Source organism: Streptomyces camponoticapitis, assembly GCF_014646115.1.
GTDB lineage: Bacteria > Actinomycetota > Actinomycetes > Streptomycetales > Streptomycetaceae > Streptomyces > Streptomyces camponoticapitis.
Window position 1 is genome coordinate 106,916 of sequence record NZ_BMMV01000012.1, and the last position, 19,747, is coordinate 126,662.

General features: G+C 71.5%; 11 protein-coding genes and 1 tRNA gene. 2 read left to right on the forward strand and 10 right to left on the reverse strand.

The genetic code is table 11. The features are described 5' to 3' along the window. Positions 1 to 297: 297 nt before the first annotated feature. Positions 298 to 2,022, forward strand: a complete 1,725-nt coding sequence (locus tag IEY79_RS19690; protein ID WP_189108845.1) for a lysyl oxidase family protein — start codon at positions 298 to 300, stop codon at positions 2,020 to 2,022. A 96-nt stretch (positions 2,023 to 2,118) separates the two neighbouring features. Here IEY79_RS19690 and IEY79_RS19695 read toward each other — a convergent pair whose 3' ends face one another. Continuing rightward, a complete protein-coding gene (locus tag IEY79_RS19695) occupies positions 2,119 to 3,051 on the reverse strand; it encodes a zinc-binding dehydrogenase (RefSeq protein WP_189108846.1) in 933 nt (310 codons plus the stop codon). A 108-nt stretch (positions 3,052 to 3,159) separates the two neighbouring features. On the opposite strand from IEY79_RS19695, the gene IEY79_RS19700 reads away from it, so the two are divergent. After that, the gene (locus tag IEY79_RS19700) at positions 3,160 to 3,828 is read left to right on the forward strand and encodes a TetR/AcrR family transcriptional regulator (protein ID WP_189108847.1); all 669 of its coding nucleotides are present in this window, start codon (positions 3,160 to 3,162) and stop codon (positions 3,826 to 3,828) included. 159 nt (positions 3,829 to 3,987) lie between these two features. On the opposite strand, the gene IEY79_RS19705 is transcribed toward IEY79_RS19700, so the two are convergent. From IEY79_RS19705 to IEY79_RS19750, 9 genes are all read right to left on the reverse strand, one after another. After that, a tRNA-Thr gene (locus IEY79_RS19705) sits at positions 3,988 to 4,061 on the reverse strand. A gap of 114 nt (positions 4,062 to 4,175) precedes the next feature. Then, complete coding sequence (locus tag IEY79_RS19710) at positions 4,176 to 5,705, reverse strand: alpha/beta hydrolase (RefSeq protein ID WP_189108848.1); 1,530 nt, start codon at positions 5,703 to 5,705, stop codon at positions 4,176 to 4,178. A gap of 122 nt (positions 5,706 to 5,827) precedes the next feature. Further along, the gene (locus tag IEY79_RS19715) at positions 5,828 to 7,033 is read right to left on the reverse strand and encodes a DNA polymerase III subunit delta' (protein ID WP_189108849.1); all 1,206 of its coding nucleotides are present in this window, start codon (positions 7,031 to 7,033) and stop codon (positions 5,828 to 5,830) included. 203 nt (positions 7,034 to 7,236) lie between these two features. After that, on the reverse strand, positions 7,237 to 10,608 hold the full coding sequence (gene tmk, locus IEY79_RS19720) for a dTMP kinase (RefSeq protein WP_229700973.1): 3,372 nt from the start codon (positions 10,606 to 10,608) through the stop codon (positions 7,237 to 7,239). 122 nt (positions 10,609 to 10,730) lie between these two features. After that, the gene (gene topA / locus IEY79_RS19730) at positions 10,731 to 13,613 is read right to left on the reverse strand and encodes a type I DNA topoisomerase (protein ID WP_189108850.1); all 2,883 of its coding nucleotides are present in this window, start codon (positions 13,611 to 13,613) and stop codon (positions 10,731 to 10,733) included. 406 nt (positions 13,614 to 14,019) lie between these two features. Then, complete coding sequence (locus tag IEY79_RS19735; protein WP_189108851.1) at positions 14,020 to 14,217, reverse strand: hypothetical protein; 198 nt, start codon at positions 14,215 to 14,217, stop codon at positions 14,020 to 14,022. A 404-nt stretch (positions 14,218 to 14,621) separates the two neighbouring features. Further along, on the reverse strand, positions 14,622 to 16,226 hold the full coding sequence (locus IEY79_RS19740; protein ID WP_189108852.1) for a DUF7059 domain-containing protein: 1,605 nt from the start codon (positions 16,224 to 16,226) through the stop codon (positions 14,622 to 14,624). 208 nt (positions 16,227 to 16,434) lie between these two features. Further along, entirely contained in the window at positions 16,435 to 17,007 is a 573-nt protein-coding gene (locus IEY79_RS19745) for a small secreted protein (RefSeq protein ID WP_189108853.1), read from the reverse strand. 239 nt (positions 17,008 to 17,246) lie between these two features. After that, entirely contained in the window at positions 17,247 to 19,655 is a 2,409-nt protein-coding gene (locus IEY79_RS19750; RefSeq protein ID WP_189108854.1) for a sodium-translocating pyrophosphatase, read from the reverse strand. Between the last annotated feature and the right edge of the window lie 92 nt (positions 19,656 to 19,747).

Sequence of the window (19,747 nt, forward strand, 5' to 3'; positions counted from 1 at the left end):
GGGCTCGTCCGGGCCGGGGCCGGGCGGGGCTTCCCCCGGAAATACCACGGCCGGAACGCACGCCGGGCGAAAACGACATAAAGACGGCCGGATGCGGCGCGGGAGAACGTCTTTCGGCCAACGATCCGCGTCTCCCCGGTTCACAGACAACCCCGGCCCCCTTCCCCCGCCTCTCAGATACGGGGAAGACAGTTCCGCGATCCGGGTCCGTACGTCGCGCCGGCTGTTCGTCCACCGTCCACGCAGGCCTTCGGAAAGCATCCGGAAAGCACTCGGAAACTCGGAGAACGAGGAACGATGACCAGAACGCACCAAGCCCGTCTCCGGCGTTCGGCGTTGGCCGCCGGCGCGGCGCTCGCCGTCACCGCCGGCGTCGTGGCCGCGGCGCCCGAGAGCGACTCGGCGCCGACCACGCCGAAGCTCAGCCTGATCGCCGCCACCAACTCGCTGACGCTCGACTCGTGGAAGGAGGACCCGGGCGTCTACCTCGACCTCGGGACCTACCTCACGGCCGAGGGCGGGCCGTTCGAACTCAAGGTGACCCGCAAGTCGTACAAGGACCCGGTCGTCGCCGAGCAGATCATCCACGACGGCACCGGGACCACCACCAAGGCGCTTCCCGCGGACCTGGTGAAGGACTTCTCGGGGCTGCCGGACTTCGCCCGGATCACCATCACCGACACGAACCGCAAGGTCGTGGTCGACCGCTCGGAGAAGTACTGCCCGAACAACGCGGCCGGCCGGATCGACCCGGACGGACCCGCGAAGTCGAAATACCCGGAGAGCTGCCCGGAGAACGCGTTCACCCTCGGTTCGGTGTGGGGCGTCGAGAAGGGCTGGGCGTCCAACACCTACGCCGGCTACTCCTCCGAGCCCGTCGACCTCGCCGCCGGCAAGTACACCGCCAAGGTGACGGTGAACAAGCGCTACCGCGACCTCTTCGGCATCTCCAGCAAGCCGCAGCTGATCAACCTGACGGTGCGCGAGCGCAGTTGGGAGGACGAGTCGGGAGTCGGCCTGCGCGGCAAGAAGGCGGTGTCCGGTCACAGCGGCCACGACATGGCGGCCATGAAGGGCATGGCCGGGCACGGTTCGATGCGTCCCGAGGCCCCCGCCGCCCCGACGAGCGGCGCCGGCCCCTCGTACAACGTGGGCCACGGCCCGCTCGTCCCGGCCCCGCCGGCCCTGCCGTGGGCGCTGAAGAAGGCGTCGCTGAAGACCGCGGTGGCGCCCGTCGGTGACGGTCCCGGCCGCACGGACGGCTCCCGCCAGGCGCCCGCCGTCAGTCCCAACGCCAAGCGGCCGGCCGGCAAGGCGTCGGTCCCGGACGTACCGAAGCCCGACCTGCGCTCGCTGCCGGCCTACGGCATCCAGATCAGCGACGGCGGCCAGGACGTCAAGGGCAAGGACTATCTCGCCTTCAGCGCCAACGTCTGGAACGCGGGCCCCGCGCAGCTCGTCGTGGACGGCTTCCGCAGCCCCGGCAAGGAGCTGATGGACGCCTACCAGTACTTCTACGACGCGGACGGCACGCAGGTCGGCTACACCCCGACCGGCACCATGGAGTGGGACCCGCGTCCGGGCCACGAGCACTGGCACTTCACCGACTTCGCCAGCTACCGGCTGCTGAAGGCGGACCAGAACGAGCAGGTGCGCAGCGGCAAGGAGGCGTTCTGCCTCGCCAACACCGACGCCGTCGACTACACGGTGAAGAACGCCAACTGGCACCCGGGCAACACCGACCTGTCCACCGCGTGCGGCCAGGAGAACTCGATCTCCGTCCGTGAGGTGCTGGACGTCGGCTCCGGCGACACGTACACGCAGGACCTGCCGGGCCAGTCCTTCGACATCACCAACCTGCCGAACGGCACCTACTACATCCAGGTGCTCGCCAACCCCGAGAACCGTCTCAAGGAGACGAGCCTCGACAACAACAGCGCGCTGCGCAAGGTCGTCCTGGGCGGCAAGCCGGGCGCGCGTACGGTGAAGGTGCCGGCGCACGACCTGGTCGACGCCAACTGACCTTCTCCATCGTCTGATCGAACCGCCGGCCCCCGGGATCTGCCCCGGGGGCCGGTGCCATGTCCGGGTCAGAGCGGGGGCCGGTGGCGTGTCCGGTCAGAGCAGGTCGAGGACGGCCTTCCCGTGGAGGCGGCGTTCGAGAAGGGCCCCGACCGCCTCCGGTGCCTTGTCCCAGCCGCCGCGCCAGGAGATCTGCGGGTCGAGTTCACCGGCGGCGACCTTGGACGCGAGCAGACCGAGGTCCGGCCCCAGGTCCGGGCAGTCCAGCAGGAAGAAGGTGACGAGCGAGCGGTCGTGCCGTCCGTCGTGCCCGGAGAACGCGCCGTACGGGAAGTTCTCACCCTGGTCGGCCGCCACGTGCCCGACCGAGACCAGGGTCCCCCCGGCCGTCAACCGCTCGAAGGCTTGGACGAGTTGGTCGCCGCCGACCAGATCGACCACGCCGTCGACGGGCGCGCCGAGATCGGCCGGCCCCGCGACCACCTCGTGCGCGCCCAGCGCCCGCAGGCTCTCGCCGTGTGCGTCCGGGTCTCCGGTGGAGGCGATGACATGGGCGCCGCCGAGCCGGGCGAGCTGTACGGCGTACCGCCCGGTGCCGCCCGTCGCCGCGGTGATCAGGATCCGCTTGCCGAGTATCGGCCCGATCCGCGCCAGCGCGCGCAGGGCGCTGCCGCCCGCCACGGGGATGGTGCTGATGGCCCCGAGGTCGGCGGCGGCCGGGACCGTACCGATCCAGTCGGTGTCGACCGCGCGCAGTTCGGCCCAGGCGCCGTCGGGGGCGAGGGTCACCACGGGCGTACCGACGGGCGGACCCGAGCCGTCGGCGGCGGCGCGTTCGACGACTCCGGCGGCGTCCCAGCCGAGCACCGCCCCGTCGGCGACTTCCCGCAGGACGAATCTGACCTCCCCGTGGTTGAGGGAGGTCGCGGCCACCCGGACCAGGGCCTGGTGCGGTGTGGGCTCGGGGTCGGGGGCCTCGCCGAGACGGAGGCCGACGGGCGTGGAGTGGTCAACCAGCAGAGCACGCATGGGAGTAACACCTTCCTGAAGGGCTCGCCCATCAATGTGCCACTGAGTGGCATACGCGCACAAGAGGCATTCGCTTCTCGGGTACGGACCCTCGGGTACGGTGGTGCCATGAGCACCGCGCCCGGTCCCCCCGACCTGTCTCCGCCGCTGCCGCCGCTGCCGCTGCGCGAGCGCAAGAAGCGGCGCACCCGTCAGCTCCTGGTGGACACCTCCCTGGAGCTGTTCACGGAGCGCGGCTTCGGCAAGGTGACCCTCGACGAGCTCTGCGACTCGGTGGAGGTCTCCAAGCGCACGTTCTTCCGCTACTTCAGCAGCAAGGAAGACGTGGCGATGGCCCCGACGCAGGACCTGTGGCTGACGTTCCTCGACGTCCTCGACACGGCCGACCTCGGCCCCGCCGACCGCCCGGTACTGCTCCTGGTCCAGGACACCCTGCTCACGGCACTGGACCGGACGACCACGGACGACTGGGCCCACCGCGCCCTGCTCAGCCACAACCTGATCGAGCAGACCCCCTCGATGGACGCGCACGGCCTCCACTTCTGCGACCGCACGACCCGCTCGGCGCTGGCCACCCTGCACCGCCGCCTCGACATCCCCGACCCGGCGGATCTACGCCCCCGGCTGGCCCTGGACATGGTCGTCGCCGCGTTCCACTGCGCCCTGACGACGTGGGCGTCCACACCCACGGACTCCCTGTCCGCGCACACCCGCCAGGCCTTCACGGCCCTGGCGTCGGCCGCCACGTTCCCGGCGACGCCGCGAGGCGACGGCTGAGCGGTGACCGGGTCGGGGGCCGTATCCGCCGGGATGGCGCCGATGCCCGTGGACCAAAGCCCGTGGACCCGGCGGACATTACCCACCGGCCCGACCGCGACGTACCCGGAAAAAGCAAAAGCCCCAGATCACGGCGAGTGAGTTCTGGGGCCTTCACAGAGCCGCCTTCGGGATTCGAACCCGAGACCTACGCATTACGAGTGCGTTGCTCTGGCCAACTGAGCTAAGGCGGCAAGCTGCGGAATTGGCTGTCCGCGCACGGTCAGGTTCGCATCAGCAGCGGGCGCAAGTCTACAGGGTTCTTGGGGGTGCCCCGAACCAGGTCTTGGCCGGGGAGGGGGGTGTGGTCAGCACTTCTTGCCGTTCTTCGGTGGGGTGCCTTCGATGAGGTAGGTGTTGATCGCCGTGTCCACGCAGTCGCTGCCGCGGCCGTACGCCGTGTGGCCGTCGCCGTTGTACGTCAGCAGGACGCCGGAGGAGAGCTGCTCGGCGAGGGAGCGGGCCCACTTGTACGGGGTCGCCGGGTCGCGGGTGGTGCCGACCACGAGGATCGGCGGAGCGCCCTTCGCCTTGACGCGGTGGGGGGCGCCCGTCGCCATGGTCGGCCAGTACGCGCAGTTCAGGGACGCCCAGGCGAGGCCCGTGCCGAAGACCGGGGAGGCCTTCTTGAAGGAGGGCACCGCCGCCTCCACATCGGTGGGCTTCTTGAAGGCCGGCGGGAGGTCCAGGCAGTTCACGGCGGCGTTGGCGAACATGAGGTTCGTGTAGGAGCCGTCGCCCTCGCGTTCGTAGTAGCTGTCGGCCAGGGCGAGGAGCCCGGAGCCGTCGTCGTCCTCCATCGCGCTGCTGAGGGATTCGCGGAGGCCGGGCCAAGCGGACTCGTCGTACATGGCGTTGATCACACCCGTCGTGGCCAGCGACTCGCCCAGTCTGCGGGGCTCGCCGGTCGGGATCGGCTTCGTGTCGAGTGCCTTGAAGAAGGCCGTCAGACGGCGGCCCGCCTCCTCCGGCGACCCGGTGCCCAGGGGACAGTCCGGCTGCTTGGCGCAGTCCTCGGCGAATGCCTGGAAGGCGGTCTCGAAGCCGGCCGTCTGGTCGCGGTTCATTTGCTTCGCCGGTAGTGAGGGGTCCATCGCGCCGTCGAGGACGAGGCGGCCTACGCGCCGGGGGAAGAGCTCGGCGTACGTGGCGCCGAGGAAGGTGCCGTACGACGCCCCGACGTATGTCAGCTTCTCGTCGCGCAGGACGCCCCGGAAGATGTCCATGTCACGGGCGGCCTCGACGGTGGAGACGTGCGGCAGCAACTCGGCCGATCGCTTCTCGCAGGACTGGGCGAGCTTCTTGAAGGACTCCGCCAGGAGGCCCCGCTCGGCGGTGTCGTCGGGGGTCTGGTCGACCTGGGTGTAGGCGTCCATCTGCTTGCCGGTGAGGCATTCGACCGGGGCGCTGCGGGCGACGCCGCGGGGGTCCATCGCCACCATGTCGTAGCGCGCCCGGACCGGGGCCGGGTAACCGATGCCCGCGTACCCCTGGAGGTAGTCGATGGCCGAACCGCCCGGACCGCCCGGGTTCACCTGGAGGGAGCCGAGGTGCTTGCCGGGGCCGGTGGCCTTCTTGCGGGCGACGGCGAGTTTGATCTCGGTGCCGTTCGGCCGGTCGTAGTCGAGTGGCACCCTCATCGAGGCGCATTGAAAACCCGGAACGCCGCACCCACGCCAGTCGATCTTCTGCCCGTAGTACTTCTTCAGCGCCGTCGGAGCCCCCGACACCGGCGACGCCTTGCGGGAAGACGAGTCGTCGGACGTGCAGCCGGAGAGGAGCAGACCCGCCGCGGCGAGCCCGGCGGCGGAGAGACGGAAAAGACGCCTGAAGTCCATTCGTGGAGCCTAGCCGTCGCGGCGTGAGTGTCGCTTTTCCCTGTCCGTACGGGTGGCTCCTCCGGTCGGGACGGCGTACAGCCCACCCGGAAGGCCGACGCGGGCCCCGACGCGCAGGCGGCTCAGCCCGCCCGCAGCGACACCGTCATCGCCTCGACCGCCAGCAGCGGCGCCACATTGCGGTCGAGCGCCTGGCGGCAGGCCCCGATCGCCTCTATCCGGCGCAGCGTCGCCTCCGGCGTCGACGCTCTCGCGATCCGGTCGAGCGCGTCCCGTACGTCCTCGTTGGCCAGCCCGATCCGCGAGCCGAACTGGATCGCCAGCACGTCCCGGTAGAAGCCCGTCAGGTCGGTGAGCGCCAGGTCGAGACTGTCGCGCTGGGTACGGGTGGAACGGCGCTTCTGCCGGTCCGCCAGCTCCTTCATGACACCCGCCGTACCGCGCGGCATCCGGCCTCCCGGCGCGGCACCGAGCGCGGCCTTCATGTCCTCGGTCTCCTTGACGTCCACGCCCTCGGCGACCTCTTTGGAGTCCTCCCCGGCCGCGTCGATGAGTTCCTGGGCGGCCCGGAGGCAGCCGCCGATGTCCTCGACGCGCAGCGGGACCTTGAGGACGGTGGCCCGGCGGGCGCGGGCCCGTTCGTCCGTGGCGAGACGGCGGGCGCGGCCGATGTGCCCCTGGGTGGCGCGCGCGGCGGCCGCGGCTGCCTCCGGCTCGATGCCGTCGCGCCTCATCAGGACGTCGGCGACGGCGTCCACCGGTGGCGTACGGAGCGTGAGATGGCGGCAGCGGGAGCGGATCGTGGGCAGCACGTCTTCCAGGGAAGGGGCGCAGAGCAGCCAGACCGTACGGGGCGCCGGCTCCTCGACGGCCTTCAGGAGCACGTTGCCCGCGCCCTCCGTGAGGCGGTCCGCGTCTTCGAGGACGATGACCTGCCACCGGCCCACGGCCGGGGAGAGCTGGGCCCGGCGGACCTGCTCCCTGGTCTCCTTGACGCCGATGGAGAGCAGGTCGGTGCGGATCACCTCGACATCGGCGTGCGTACCGATCAGGCTCGTGTGGCAGCCGTCGCAGAACCCGCAGCCGGGCACGCCGCCCAGCGCGCGGTCCGGGCTGGTGCACTGGAGGGCGGCGGCGAAGGCCCGGGCGGCGGTGGAACGGCCGGAGCCCGGCGGGCCGGTGAACAGCCACGCGTGCGTCATCTTCGTCGCCTCGGGCGGCGGGGTGCCGGAGGCCTCGGCGGTGACCCGGGCGTCCGCGTCACGGGCGGCGGCGGTGAGCGTCTCGGCGACGCGGTCCTGTCCGACCAGGTCGTCCCATACGGTCATGCGCCGTCACCGCCTCAGAGTCGCGCCACGGCATCCGGACCGGGATCGGGACCGGATGCCGACTTTCGAGATCCATTGTGGGGGCAGGGTCTGACAATCCCGTCCCACCAGGTCGGAGGCCGACATTCCGGCCGCCGGCCCCCGGTACGGGACCCGCGCCCCTCAGCTTCGGCCCCGGTCCCGCCCCCGACACGAACCGACGCTCAGCGACCGCTCCGGCCGCGACCGCCGCGCGCCCCGCCGATGTCGTCGTCATCCTCGCGCGGGCCGAGCAACTCGTCGGCGAGCGTCGGAAGATCGTCCAGCGGAGTCTCCTCCGCCCAGTCCGAACGCCGCCGTGCCGGCCGCTCCGGATCGATCTGCGGCAGCTCACGCGTCTGGTCGTTCCCCGCCACGGGTGGCGGCGCGACCTGCGCGGACGGCGCGGGCGCCGACCCCTGCGCGTCGTCCCGGAAGAAGCCGGGCGGCACCCGGTCTGCCGGCTGCGCGTCCCGTACGGGCGGCAGTACGGCCGTCTCGTCGACCGCGCGGTCCACCGCACCCGACGGGCCGGAGCCGGAGCCCGAAGACCCGCCGGACCCCGGCCGCCTCGGCTCCTCCCCCGGATCCGGAACCTTCGGGATCACCCGCGTCTCGTCGTTGTCCGCGCCCGAGCCGCCCGGACCGCGAGAGTCGCCCGACCCCTCGCCGCCCGACGGCGCGGGCACTTCCTGCGTCGCGTCGTCGGGTGTGACCACCCGCTTCTCACCCGGCGCATCTGCGGGCGGCTCCTGCACGACCGGCGTCGGCACCGTCAACTCGCTGTCCGACTCGCGGCGTTCGGCCCCCGGAGTCTCCGAGGCCCCCGCTGACTCCTCCGCGGCCTGCGCCGCGGCCGTCGCCTCCGCCAGCCGTCGCGCCTCCTCGGCCCGCACCAGCGCCTCTTCGGCCTTGCGCTGCTTCTCGCGCCGCCGCTCCTCCGCCTCGGCCCTGAGCCGGCTCTCCTCCTCGGCGAGCCGCCGCAGCCGCTCCTCCTCCGCGCGCCGCGTAGCGTCCTCCGCCTCGCGCCGTACGCGCTCCTCCTCGGCCAGCCTGCGCGCCTCCTCGGCCCGCTCCCTGGCCTCCATCGCCTGCCGGTCTGCCTCGCGCTGCCGCGCCTCCTCCAGCTCGCGGCGCTTGCGCTCCTCCTCCTCGGCCCGGAGCTTGGCGAGCTGCGCCTGCCGCTCGCGCTCCTGGCGCTCCTCCTCGGCCTTGCGCGCCGCCTCTTCCTCGGCCCGGCGCCGCGCCTCCTCGGCGGCGGCCTTCCGCGCCTCCTCCTGCGCCTTCACCTCAGCGGCCGACAGCGGCAGCATCTGGTCGAGCCGGTGCCGCACGACTGTGGTGACGGCCTCGGGCTCCTGCGCCCCGTCCACGACCAGATACCGGCCGGGGTCCGACGCTGCGAGGGTGAGGAAGCCGTCCCGTACGCGCTGATGGAACTCGGCCGGCTCGGACTCCAGCCGGTCCGGCGCCTCCGTGAAGCGCTCGCGCGCCGCCTCGGGCGAGACGTCGAGCAGCACCGTCAGGTTCGGTACGAGACCGTCCGTGGCCCAGCGCGAGATACGGGCGATCTCGGTCGGCGCCAGATCGCGCCCCGCGCCCTGGTAGGCCACGGACGAGTCGATGTAGCGGTCGGAGATGACGATCGCGCCTCGCTCCAGGGCGGGGCGTACGACCGAGTCGACGTGCTCCGCGCGGTCGGCGGCGTACAGCAGCGCCTCCGCGCGGTGCGACAGACCGGCGCTCGACACGTCCAGCAGGATCGAGCGGAGCCGCTTGCCGACCGCCGTGGCACCCGGCTCGCGCGTCACGACGACCTCGTGGCCCTTGGCGCGGATCCACTCGGCCAGCGCCTCGACCTGGGTCGACTTCCCGGCGCCGTCGCCGCCCTCTATGGCGAGGAAGAAGCCGTTCGCCGCCGGGGCCTGCGCCGGGTCGGCCCCGCCGCGCAGCGCGTCACGCAGATCGTTCCGCAGCGGTACGCCCGACCGGTCGTCGGTCTTGGCGAGTACGACGGCGGCCACGGGCAGCAGCAGCGCGCCGACCAGCATCAGTGTGAAGGCCGCGCCGCCGTGGGCGAAGACGAAGTCGCCGGAGGCCAGCCGGTGCGGGCCGATGGCGGCGGCGAGTACGGGGGCCACCACGGCGCCGATCGCCACGTACACGCGGACGACGGCCTGGAGATGGTCGGTGTGCCGGCCGCGCCGGTACTCCTCGGTCTCCTGGTCGATCAGCCCGTGGCCGGTGGCGGCGGCGACACCGGCGGACACCCCGGCGAGCAGCGCGACGAACAGCACGGTCGCCGTGTCGGGTACGAGTCCGGTGACCAGCAGCGCGACACCGGTGAAGGCGATCGCCAGCGCGAACAGCCGACGGCGGGACAGCCCCGGCAGGACCTTCCCGGCGCCGCGGATGCCGACACCGACGCCGCCCGTCAGGGCGAGGATCAGGAGGGCGAAGGCGACGGGACCGCCGCCCAGGTCCTTCGCGTGCAGCACGGAGACGGCAGCGGCGGACGCGACGGCGCCGGCCACGGCCGCGCCGGCGAAGACGAGCAGCGGCACCGCGCCCGTACGGCCCTTGTCCGGACAGGTTCCGGTCTTCGGACGGCGCAGGCCTTCGAGCGGCGAGCGAGGGCGCGGGGTGGGGCCGCCGGGCAGCTCCAGCATGAACAGGGTCGAGACGGACGCGGCGAACAGTCCGGCCGCGACGTACGACCCGAGGGCCGCCTGGTGCAGCGAGAACCACTCGACGCCCGTACCGATCAGGTTGGAGATCAGCGTGACGACGAGCAGGACGGCCGCGGCCAGGGGGATCGCGACGAAGCTCGTGCGGAGCGACAAGCGGCGCAGCGCGTCGAGGTGGTCGGGCATCGGGCGTACGGCGGCGCCTTCCGGCGGCGGGGCCGGGAGCAGGGCGGGCGCCGCGCTCTCCTTTGCCACCGTCCAGAAGCGCTCGGCCACGCCGGCGACGAAGACCGTACTGAGAAGGATCGGCAGTGCGTTCTCGGGGCTCCAGTCGAGCCAGAGCGGGGCGACGATGAGCAGCGCGAGGCGTACGCCGTCGGCCCCGATCATCGTCCAGCGACGGTCCAGCGGACCGCCCTTGGCACCGCTGCCGGCCTCGGTCCTGGCGCCGCTCGCGGCGTCGGCGCCGTCACCCGCGGGGGCGCCGGACGGCCCGCGCTTGGCTGCCCGGCCCTTGGACGCCCGCGTCCCGGATCCGGGCGCGGTCAGGGCGGCGAGCGGCCCGAGGAGTACGGCTCCGAAGAGCACTGTGGCAAGGATCCGGGCGCCGAACACCGCTGCGACGGCGAACGCCACCCCCCGGTATCCCGCCCCGAACGAGCCCTCGGCGACCGCCGCCTGCAACGACAGCAGCAGAAGCACGAGAAGGGCGAGTGCATCGCCGATGCCGCCCACGAGCTGTGCGCCCCACAACCGCCGCAGCGGAGGGAATCGCAACAAAGCTCGTACGGCACGCTCTCGTGAGTCTGCGGCAAGTGCGTCGGAGTCGGAGGTGGGGCTCACGACCGTTGGCTGCTCGGCTCGCGTCATCCGCCCAGCCTATCCGGAGCCCGCCCGTGCTCGGAGGCCCGCCCGAACTAACGAGCCGCACGGGCCCCTCCGGGGCGATCCCCGCGGAGGGTCCGTGCGGCGCTCACGCCGTTCTCCGTGCCCTACTCGTCGTTGCCGGCGCCCGAGTTGGTGCCCGTACCCGTACGGGACGACGCCGACGACTTCTTCGCGGCCGCCGACTTCGTGGCGGTCTTCTTGGCCGCCGTCGTCGTCTTCTTGGCCGCGGTCTTCGCGGTCGTCGTCTTCTTGGCGGGAGCCTTCTTGGCGGTGGTCTTCTTCGCCGGTGCCTTCTTCGCCGTCTTCTTCTTGGCGGGTCCCTTGGCGCGCTTCTCGGCGAGCAGTTCGTAACCGCGCTCCGGCGTGATCTCCTCGACGCTGTCGTCCGTCCGCAGCGTCGCGTTCGTCTCGCCGTCGGTGACGTACGCCCCGAAGCGGCCGTCCTTCACGACGACCGGGCTTCCGCTCACCGGGTCCGTCCCGAGCTCCTTCAAAGGAGGCTTCGCCGCCGCCCGGCCGCGCTGCTTGGGCTGGGCGTAGATCGCCAGCGCCTCGTCCAGCGTGATGTCGAAGAGCTGCTCCTCGCTGGTCAGCGAGCGCGAGTCGGTGCCCTTCTTGAGATACGGGCCGTAACGGCCGTTCTGCGCGGTGATCTCGACGCCCTCGGCGTCCGTACCGACCACGCGCGGCAGCGACATCAGCTTGAGCGCGTCCGCCAGCGTCACCGTGTCCAGCGACATCGACTTGAACAGCGAGGCGGTGCGCGGCTTGACGGCGTTCTTCCCGGTCTTGGGGGTGCCGTCGGGCAGGACCTCGGTCACGTACGGGCCGTAACGCCCGTCCCTGGCCACGATCTGGTGCCCGCTCTGCGGGTCCACACCGAGCTCGAAGTCGCCGCTCGGCTTGGCCAGCAGCTCCTCCGCGTACTCGACCGTCAGCTCGTCGGGCGCCAGGTCCTCGGGCACGTCCGCCCGCTGGTGGCCCTCCGCGTCCTTCTCGCCGCGCTCGACGTACGGCCCGTAGCGGCCGACGCGCAGCATGATGCCGTCGCCGATCGGGAAGGACGAGATCTCGCGCGCGTCGATGGCGCCGAGGTCCGTGACGAGCTCCTTGAGCCCGCCCAGGTGGTCCCCGTCTCCGTTGCCCGCCGAGGCCGCGCTCGCGGCGGCGGCCGCGCCGTCCGAGCCGTCAGGGGTGCCGAAGTAGAACCGCTTGAGCCACGGCACGGACTGCGCCTCGCCCCGCGCGATGCGGTCGAGGTCGTCCTCCATCCGCGCGGTGAAGTCGTAGTCGACGAGCCGGCCGAAGTGCGTCTCCAGCAGGTTGACCACGGCGAAGGAGAGGAACGACGGGACCAGCGCCGTGCCCTTCTTGAAGACGTAGCCGCGGTCGAGGATCGTGCCGATGATCGACGCGTACGTCGACGGGCGGCCGATCTCGCGCTCTTCCAACTCCTTGACCAGCGACGCTTCGGTGTAGCGGGCCGGCGGCTTGGTGGCGTGGCCGTCGACGGTGATCTCTTCCACGGAGAGGGCGTCGCCCTCGGCGACCTGCGGCAGCCTGCGCTCACGGTCGTCGAGCTCGGCGTTCGGGTCGTCGGCGCCTTCTACATAGGCCTTCATGAAGCCGTGGAAGGTGATCGTCTTGCCGGACGCGGAGAACTCCGCGTCCCGGCCGTCGCTCGACGTACCCGCGATCTTGACGGTGACGCTGTTGCCGACCGCGTCCTTCATCTGGGAGGCGACGGTCCGCTTCCAGATCAGCTCGTAGAGCCGGAACTGATCGCCGGTCAGACCGGTCTCGGCGGGCGTACGGAAGCGGTCCCCGGAGGGGCGGATCGCCTCGTGCGCCTCCTGCGCGTTCTTGACCTTGCCGGCGTACGTGCGCGGCTTGTCGGGCAGATAGCTCGCCCCGTACAGCTGCGTGACCTGCGCCCGCGCCGCCGAGACGGCGGTGGCGGACAGGGTCGTGGAGTCCGTACGCATATAGGTGATGAAGCCGTTCTCGTACAGCTTCTGCGCGACCTGCATCGTCGACTTCGCCCCGAAGCCCAGCTTGCGCGAGGCCTCCTGCTGAAGCGTCGTCGTACGGAAGGGCGCGTACGGGGAGCGGCGGTACGGCTTCGACTCGACCGAGCGGACGGCGAACGAGGCGTCCTGGAGGGCGGTGGCCAGCGCGTGCGCGTTGGCCTCGTCGAGATGCAGCACCTGGTCGGACTTGAGCCGCCCGTCCGAGCCGAAGTCGCGGCCCTGGGCGATACGGCGGCCGTCGACGGCCGACAGGCGGGCGTTCAGTACGGAGGGGTCGGAGGCGTCGCCGGTGCGGCCGGTGCCGAAGGTGCCCGTCAGGTCCCAGTACTCGGCGGAGCGGAAAGCGATGCGCTCGCGTTCGCGCTCGACGACGAGCCGGGTGGCGACGGACTGGACACGGCCGGCGGACAGGCCGCGCATGACCTTCTTCCACAGGACCGGCGAGACCTCGTAGCCGTAGAGCCGGTCCAGGATCCGGCGCGTCTCCTGCGCGTCCACCATCAGCTTGTTGAGCTGGCGGGGGTTGGCGACGGCGGCCCTGATCGCTTCCTTGGTGATCTCGTGGAAGACCATCCGGTGGACCGGGACCTTGGGCTTGAGGACTTCCTGGAGATGCCACGCGATGGCTTCGCCCTCGCGGTCCTCATCGGTGGCGAGGAAGAGTTCGTCGGAATCGGCCAGCAGCTCCTTGAGCTTTCTGACCTGGGACTTCTTGTCGGCATTGACGACGTAGATCGGCTGGAAGTCGTGTTCGACGTCCACACCGAGGCGGCGCACCTCGCCGGTGTACTTCTCGGGCACCTCGGCGGCGCCGTTCGGGAGGTCGCGGATGTGCCCCACGCTCGCCTCGACGACATATCCCGGGCCGAGGTAGCCCTTGATTGTCTTCGCCTTGGCAGGCGACTCGACAATGACGAGTCGGCGGCCGGCGTGTCCGGTCTCGCTGGTCGGGGACAACTTCGCTCTTCTCTCCGGTCGGCACTCGATGGCCCGTACAGCCTGACGGCGGTACGGCAGTGCGGCAGCGCGGGGCAGTACATGCCCCGCTATGACGCTGCTTCGCTGCGGAGTGTGACGGTACAACCCGCCCCCGTGTCAAACGGCAAAAGACCGCAACGGCCACTCGAACGGTAACCCGAGTCCACACGTTTCTGCCGCCCGGACCGGGGTGCCCGCCGCGCCGGACGGCCCGCGAGCTCCGTACGGAGGGGGTCGGCGGCGGGCCGGGAGAGGCACTTCGCCGCAGGTCCCGGGGGTGGGCGGCGGGCATACCCCGGGCGGGATCCCGGCGTGATCGGACGCCGTACGACCGGTCGGGCGCGCCGGACCCCGGGGGCGCCCGGCCGCCCTTCGGAGCCAGGGATCAGATCCGGCCGAAGCACCAGACGCCGAGGACCAGGAACGACACGCCCGTGAGCGTCGCCAGCGTGATGGAAGTCGCAGGGCTGACACCGTGCGCCACGGGAGCGCGGTGCATCACGCGCGCTCCTGTCCACAGCAGCAGCGCCGCTCCGAACAGCGCGAACGCCGCTCCCGCGAAGATCGCCGGCCCGCTCTCCATGCCTGTACCCCGTTCGATTCCCGGAACCGCGCGGCTCCGGGAGCCGAGGCTGACACCTCGGTGCGTCATTGGCGCGAATTCCGCGTGAACGGCGCGGGGGTTCACTCGGGCGGCGTCCGCCGGGTGCCGGTACGCGGGCGCCGCCCCGCGCGCGCCGTACGGGTCGGGCCCCGGCACCCGCCATCTGCGCCCGTACGGTCTCCGTCTCCGGGGGCACCGGAAATACGCCAGGGGCATGGGCGGCGGGGTGCCAGGGGCCGCGGGCCCGGGCCGGGCGGCGGGTGTCGGGTCGGGCGGCGGGTGTCGGGCCGGGCGGCGGGTGTCGGGTCGGCCGTGCACCGGGCCGCCCCTGATCCGGCCCGGGAACGGCCGGGCGCCGACCGGCCGGGCCGCTCCGCCGCCCGTCAGGCCGCGGGCGCCGCCACCGGCAGCAGGAAGCCCTCCTCCACCAGCGACCGGATCGCCTGCGGCGTCCGGTCGCGCAGCAGCACCGGGTCCTCCCCCATGAGCTGGGCGATCGCGTCCAGGATCCGCCCGGCGCTCAGGGAGCCGTCGCAGACGCCGGTGAAGCCCGCGGCGACCGTGTCCACCTTCGTCGCCCGCCTCATCCCGCGGTTCTGGCGCAGCACCACATGCTCGGGGTCCTCGGCGCCGGGCAGCCCCACCTGCTCCTGGACGACCTCGGGAGCGAGCGCGAAATGAGCGGTGAGCAACGCGGCGTCGTCGTGCGTACGCAGATAGTCCTGCCGCTCGAAGTGGGCCACCACGGTCTCGCCGAGCGGCTGCTCGACGGGGTGCGGCCACTCCTCCACGACCACCGACGGCAGCTCGTGCCCCGACTTCCTGAGGGTGATCCAGCCGAAGCCGACGGCCTTGGTCTTCCGTGCCTCGAACTCGTCCAGCCACGCCTCGTACCGCGCCTCGTACGCCTCCGGGTCCGCCCGGTGGTCGCCGCTGTCGCGCAGCCACAGCTCCGCGTACTGCGTCACGTCCTGCACCTCGCGCTGGACGATCCAGGCGTCGCAGCCGCGTGGCACCCAGGACCGCAGCCGGTCCTGCCACTCCTCGCCCTCCACGTGCTGCCAGTTGGCGAGGAAGTGCGCGTACCCCCCGTCGGCGAGGCGGTCGCCCGTCTCCTGGACGAGCGTGCGGCACAGGTCGTCGCCGCCCATGCCGCCGTCGCGATAGGTGAGCCGGGCGCCGGGGGAGATCACGAAGGGCGGGTTCGACACGATCAGGTCGTACGTCTCGCCGTCGACCGGCTCGAACAGCGACCCCTCACGCAGGTCGGCCCCGGGCGCCCCGGACAGGGCGAGGGTCAGCCGGGCGAACTCCAGCGCACGCGGGTTGAGGTCGGTGGCGGTGACCGTGGTGGCGTGCCGCGCCGCGTGGAGTGCCTGGATGCCGGATCCGGTGCCGACGTCCAGGGCCCTGGCGACCGGCGTACGGACGGTGAGTCCGGCGAGCGTCGTGGAAGCCCCGCCGACGCCGAGGACCACACCCTCGCCGTGGCCGGTCGCCCCGGAGGCGCCGCCGACCGAGCAGCCGAGGTCGGAGACGATGAACCAGTCCTCTCCTTCCGGGCCGCCGTACGGCCGCACGTCCACGGTCGCCCTGACGAACGCGCCGTCTTCGTCGCCGCCCGTACCGCCTTCCGTGGCGGCTGTCGGACCGGCCGCCGCGTCGGCTGTCGGACCGGCCGCGGCGCCGCCGTCCGCGCCGCTGGTCTCCACGACCCAGCCGTCGGCCAGGCACTCCGCCAGCGGGAGCGCCGCGCGGGCACGGGCTGCCGGGACCGCCCGCTGGAGGAGGAAGAGTCTGACGAGCGTTTCGAGCGGGCTGTCGCCACGGGTGGCCCGCAGGGCGGGCACGGTCTCGCTGCGGGCCAGCGCGGCGTACGCGGGCGCGCCGAGCAGGTCCAGCAGGCCGTCGACGGTGAAGTCGGCGGCGAGCAGGGCCTCGCGCAGTCGGGGCGAGTTGTCGGGCGCGGGAAGGCTGGGCGTACTCACCCCTCCATTGTGGCGGCTGCCACCGACAAACGCCTGCGGCCCGGCCCCCGGGACGGGGCGCCGGGCCGCGGGATTCGCGTCCGAGAGCCGTACTGCGAGGCCTACGTACTACGGGGCGTTCTTCCGACTACCGGGCGTTCTCCTGATCACCAGGAGTTCTTCTGATCACCGGGCGTTCTTCTGACGCGTCGGCAGGAGGCCGGGCGCCTCAGGAGGACTGACCGGCGGGCGCCGATGTCTTCGGCCGCTGGCAACCGGGCTGCTTGGCCATCGCCGCCCCGACATCACCGGACTGAAGCTTCCTGAGCGCCTCGTCACCGCTCTTGCTGAGCTTGTCGAGTTCGTCGGCGACGCCCTTGAGACCGTCCGCGAACTTCGCCTGGTCCTTGGTGTCGAGGTCGTCGACCTTGGTCTTGAGCCCCGCGTACGCCTTGGAGGTGGCGTTGAGCTCGCTGACCGCCTCCTTCTGGGTCGTCTCGCCGTCGTCGACGGGCGGGGCGCCCGCCGAGTTCACGGCCGCGCCCAGCGCCTTGTAGGCGTCCGAGATGGACTGGAAGGCGGCGGCGTCGGTCTTCTGGACGTCGGCGGGCGTGCTGCTGTCCGAGGTCGCCTGCTGGATCGAGGCGTTGGCGTTGGCGATCTTCGTCAACTGCGGCTGGACCTGGTCACAGACCTTCTTGGCCCAGTCGTTGACCTTGCTGTCGCCGTCGTCGCCGCACCCCGACAGCGCCATGAGCAGTACCGAACCGCCGGACAGCGCGGCTGCGAGCTTCTTGTTCACCGGATTGGGTCCCTTCCAAGGCTCTCGGCCCCGGAACATACACGCCAAGCGCACGACTACCGCACGCCCTGTGTCCGATAAATGGACTATTGCGGCTATTTGCACCAAGGGAGAGAACGCTCACGCCGCCGCACGCCGGAGCGCGTGAAACAGGCGGGCGACGCGCCAAGACGCGTCGCCCGCCCGCCAGTTGAGCCGCCACCCAGGCGCAGGCGTGAGGGGGCGGTCACCCGGTGTCGCTACGAAGCCACTATCGGATCCGGCGACTTGGTCGTCCCCTCCGGGGCCCCGCCTCCGCCGTCGCCCCCGTCGTCGACGGTGACCGAGCGCCGCTTGGAGACGTACACCGCTCCGACGATGACGGCGATCGCGAGGACCGCCACCACCGCGCGCACTCCGGCGTTGGCGTCGTCTCCGTAGCTGAACTGCACCACCGCCGGAGCGATCAGCAGCGCCACCAGGTTCATGACCTTCAGCAGCGGGTTTATCGCCGGTCCCGCCGTGTCCTTGAACGGGTCGCCGACCGTGTCGCCGATGACCGTCGCGGCGTGGGCGTCGCTGCCCTTGCCGCCGTGGTGGCCGTCCTCGACGAGTTTCTTGGCGTTGTCCCACGCCCCGCCGGAGTTGGCGAGGAAGACGGCCATCAGCGTGCCGGTACCGATCGCGCCCGCCAGGAACGAGCCGAGCGCGCCCACGCCGAGCGAGAAACCGACCGCGATCGGGGTGAGTACGGCGAGCAGACCCGGCGTCGCCAGCTCCCGCAACGCGTCCTTCGTACAGATGTCGACGACGCGCCCGTACTCCGGCTTCTCCGTGTAGTCCATGATCCCGGGGTGCTCGCGGAACTGCCGCCGCACCTCGTAGACCACCGAACCCGCCGATCGCGACACGGCGTTGATCGCGAGCCCCGAGAAGAGGAACACGACAGCCGCGCCGAGAATCAGTCCGACCAGGTTGTTGGGCTGGGAGATGTCGAGGCTCAGGCCCATCTCGTCGGCCCTCGCCCCGACGTCCGACACCGCTGTGGCGATGGCGTCGCGGTACGAGCCGAAGAGCGCCGCCGCCGCCAGTACGGCGGTCGCGATGGCGATGCCCTTGGTGATGGCCTTCGTGGTGTTGCCCACGGCGTCGAGGTCGGTGAGCACCTGCGCGCCCGCTCCCTCGACGTCCCCGGACATCTCGGCGATGCCCTGGGCGTTGTCGGAGACGGGACCGAAGGTGTCCATGGCGACGATGACACCGACGGTGGTGAGCAGTCCGGTGCCGGCCAGCGCCACCGCGAAGAGCGCGAGCATGATCGACGTACCACCGAGCAGGAATGCCCCGTACACACCGAGACCGATCAGCAGCGCGGTGTAGACGGCGGACTCCAGACCTATGGCCACACCGGCCAGGACGACGGTGGCCGGCCCGGTGAGCGCCGATTTGCCGATGTCGCGCACCGGGCGCCGGTTGGTCTCGGTGAAGTAGCCGGTGAGCTGCTGGATCAGCGCCGCGAGGACGATACCGATGGCGACGGCGACCAGTGCGAACGTCCTCGGGTCACCGGAGTGCGAGGTGATCTCCTCGGCCGTCACACCGTCCAACTCCGCGTAGGTGGACGGCAGATACGTGTACGCCGCCACGGCCACCAGAACCAGCGAGATCACCGCGGAGATGAAGAAGCCGCGGTTGATCGCGGTCATCCCGCTGCGGTCGGAGGCCCGCGGTGCGACCGCGAAGATGCCGATCATCGCCGTGATGACGCCGATCGCGGGGACGATCAGCGGGAAGCCGAGCCCGAAGTTGCCGAAGGCGGCCGTGCCGAGGATGAGCGCGGCGACCAGCGTCACGGCGTACGACTCGAAGAGGTCGGCCGCCATACCGGCGCAGTCGCCCACGTTGTCGCCGACGTTGTCGGCGATGGTCGCCGCGTTGCGCGGGTCGTCCTCGGGGATGCCCTGCTCGACCTTGCCGACGAGGTCGGCGCCGACGTCGGCGGCCTTGGTGAAGATGCCGCCACCGACACGCATGAACATCGCGATCAGCGCGGCGCCGAGGCCGAAGCCCTCCAGCACCTTGGGCGCGTCCTCGGCGTAGACGAGGACCACGCAGGAGGCGCCCAGCAGGCCGAGGCCCACGGTGAACATTCCGACCACGCCACCGGTACGGAAAGCGATCTTCATTGCCTTGTGCGCGACGGCGGTCAGATCCTTTTCCGGTTCTCCCTCCGCCGGGGTCGCCTCTCGCGCGGCAGCCGCGACGCGCACATTGCTGCGTACGGCGAGGCGCATGCCGAAGTATCCGGTGGCCGCCGAGAAAAGCGCACCCACCAGGAAGAACAGTGAACGTCCCGCGCGTTCCGACCAACCGTCGGCCGGCAGCAACAACAGCAGGAAGAACACCACGACGGCGAAAACGCCGAGGGTGCGCAACTGCCGTGCCAGATAGGCGTTCGCGCCTTCCTGTACAGCTGCCGCGATCTCCTTCATGGAATCGGTGCCCTCGTCGGCCGCCAGCACCTGACGGACCAGCCGCTGGGCGACGAGCAGCGCCGCCAGCGCGATGACCGCGATGACGATCACGATCAGTCTGTTGCCGTCCGTGAGTATCGCGGCCGCGAGAGAAGTGGGGTGCTCGGACAGTTGTGGATCGATGTGCCCCGCCATTCGTCCTCCTTGACGCTCAGCGCTCAAGATGGACGGATTGTAGGGAGCGGAAGCTGATCAAAACAGAGTGCGGTCCGTGTAATTGACCTTGA

Excerpts from the sequence above, each read along its gene's own strand:
- IEY79_RS19690 (WP_189108845.1), top strand. The coding sequence starts at position 298 with ATGACCAGAACGCACCAAGCCCGTCTCCGGCGTTCGGCGTTGGCCGCC.
- IEY79_RS19695 (WP_189108846.1), bottom strand. The coding sequence starts at position 3,051 with ATGCGTGCTCTGCTGGTTGACCACTCCACGCCCGTCGGCCTCCGTCTC.
- IEY79_RS19700 (WP_189108847.1), top strand. The coding sequence starts at position 3,160 with ATGAGCACCGCGCCCGGTCCCCCCGACCTGTCTCCGCCGCTGCCGCCG.
- IEY79_RS19710 (WP_189108848.1), bottom strand. The coding sequence starts at position 5,705 with ATGGACTTCAGGCGTCTTTTCCGTCTCTCCGCCGCCGGGCTCGCCGCG.
- IEY79_RS19715 (WP_189108849.1), bottom strand. The coding sequence starts at position 7,033 with ATGACCGTATGGGACGACCTGGTCGGACAGGACCGCGTCGCCGAGACG.
- tmk (WP_229700973.1), bottom strand. The coding sequence starts at position 10,608 with ATGACGCGAGCCGAGCAGCCAACGGTCGTGAGCCCCACCTCCGACTCC.
- IEY79_RS19735 (WP_189108851.1), bottom strand. The coding sequence starts at position 14,217 with ATGGAGAGCGGGCCGGCGATCTTCGCGGGAGCGGCGTTCGCGCTGTTC.
- IEY79_RS19750 (WP_189108854.1), bottom strand. The coding sequence starts at position 19,655 with ATGGCGGGGCACATCGATCCACAACTGTCCGAGCACCCCACTTCTCTC.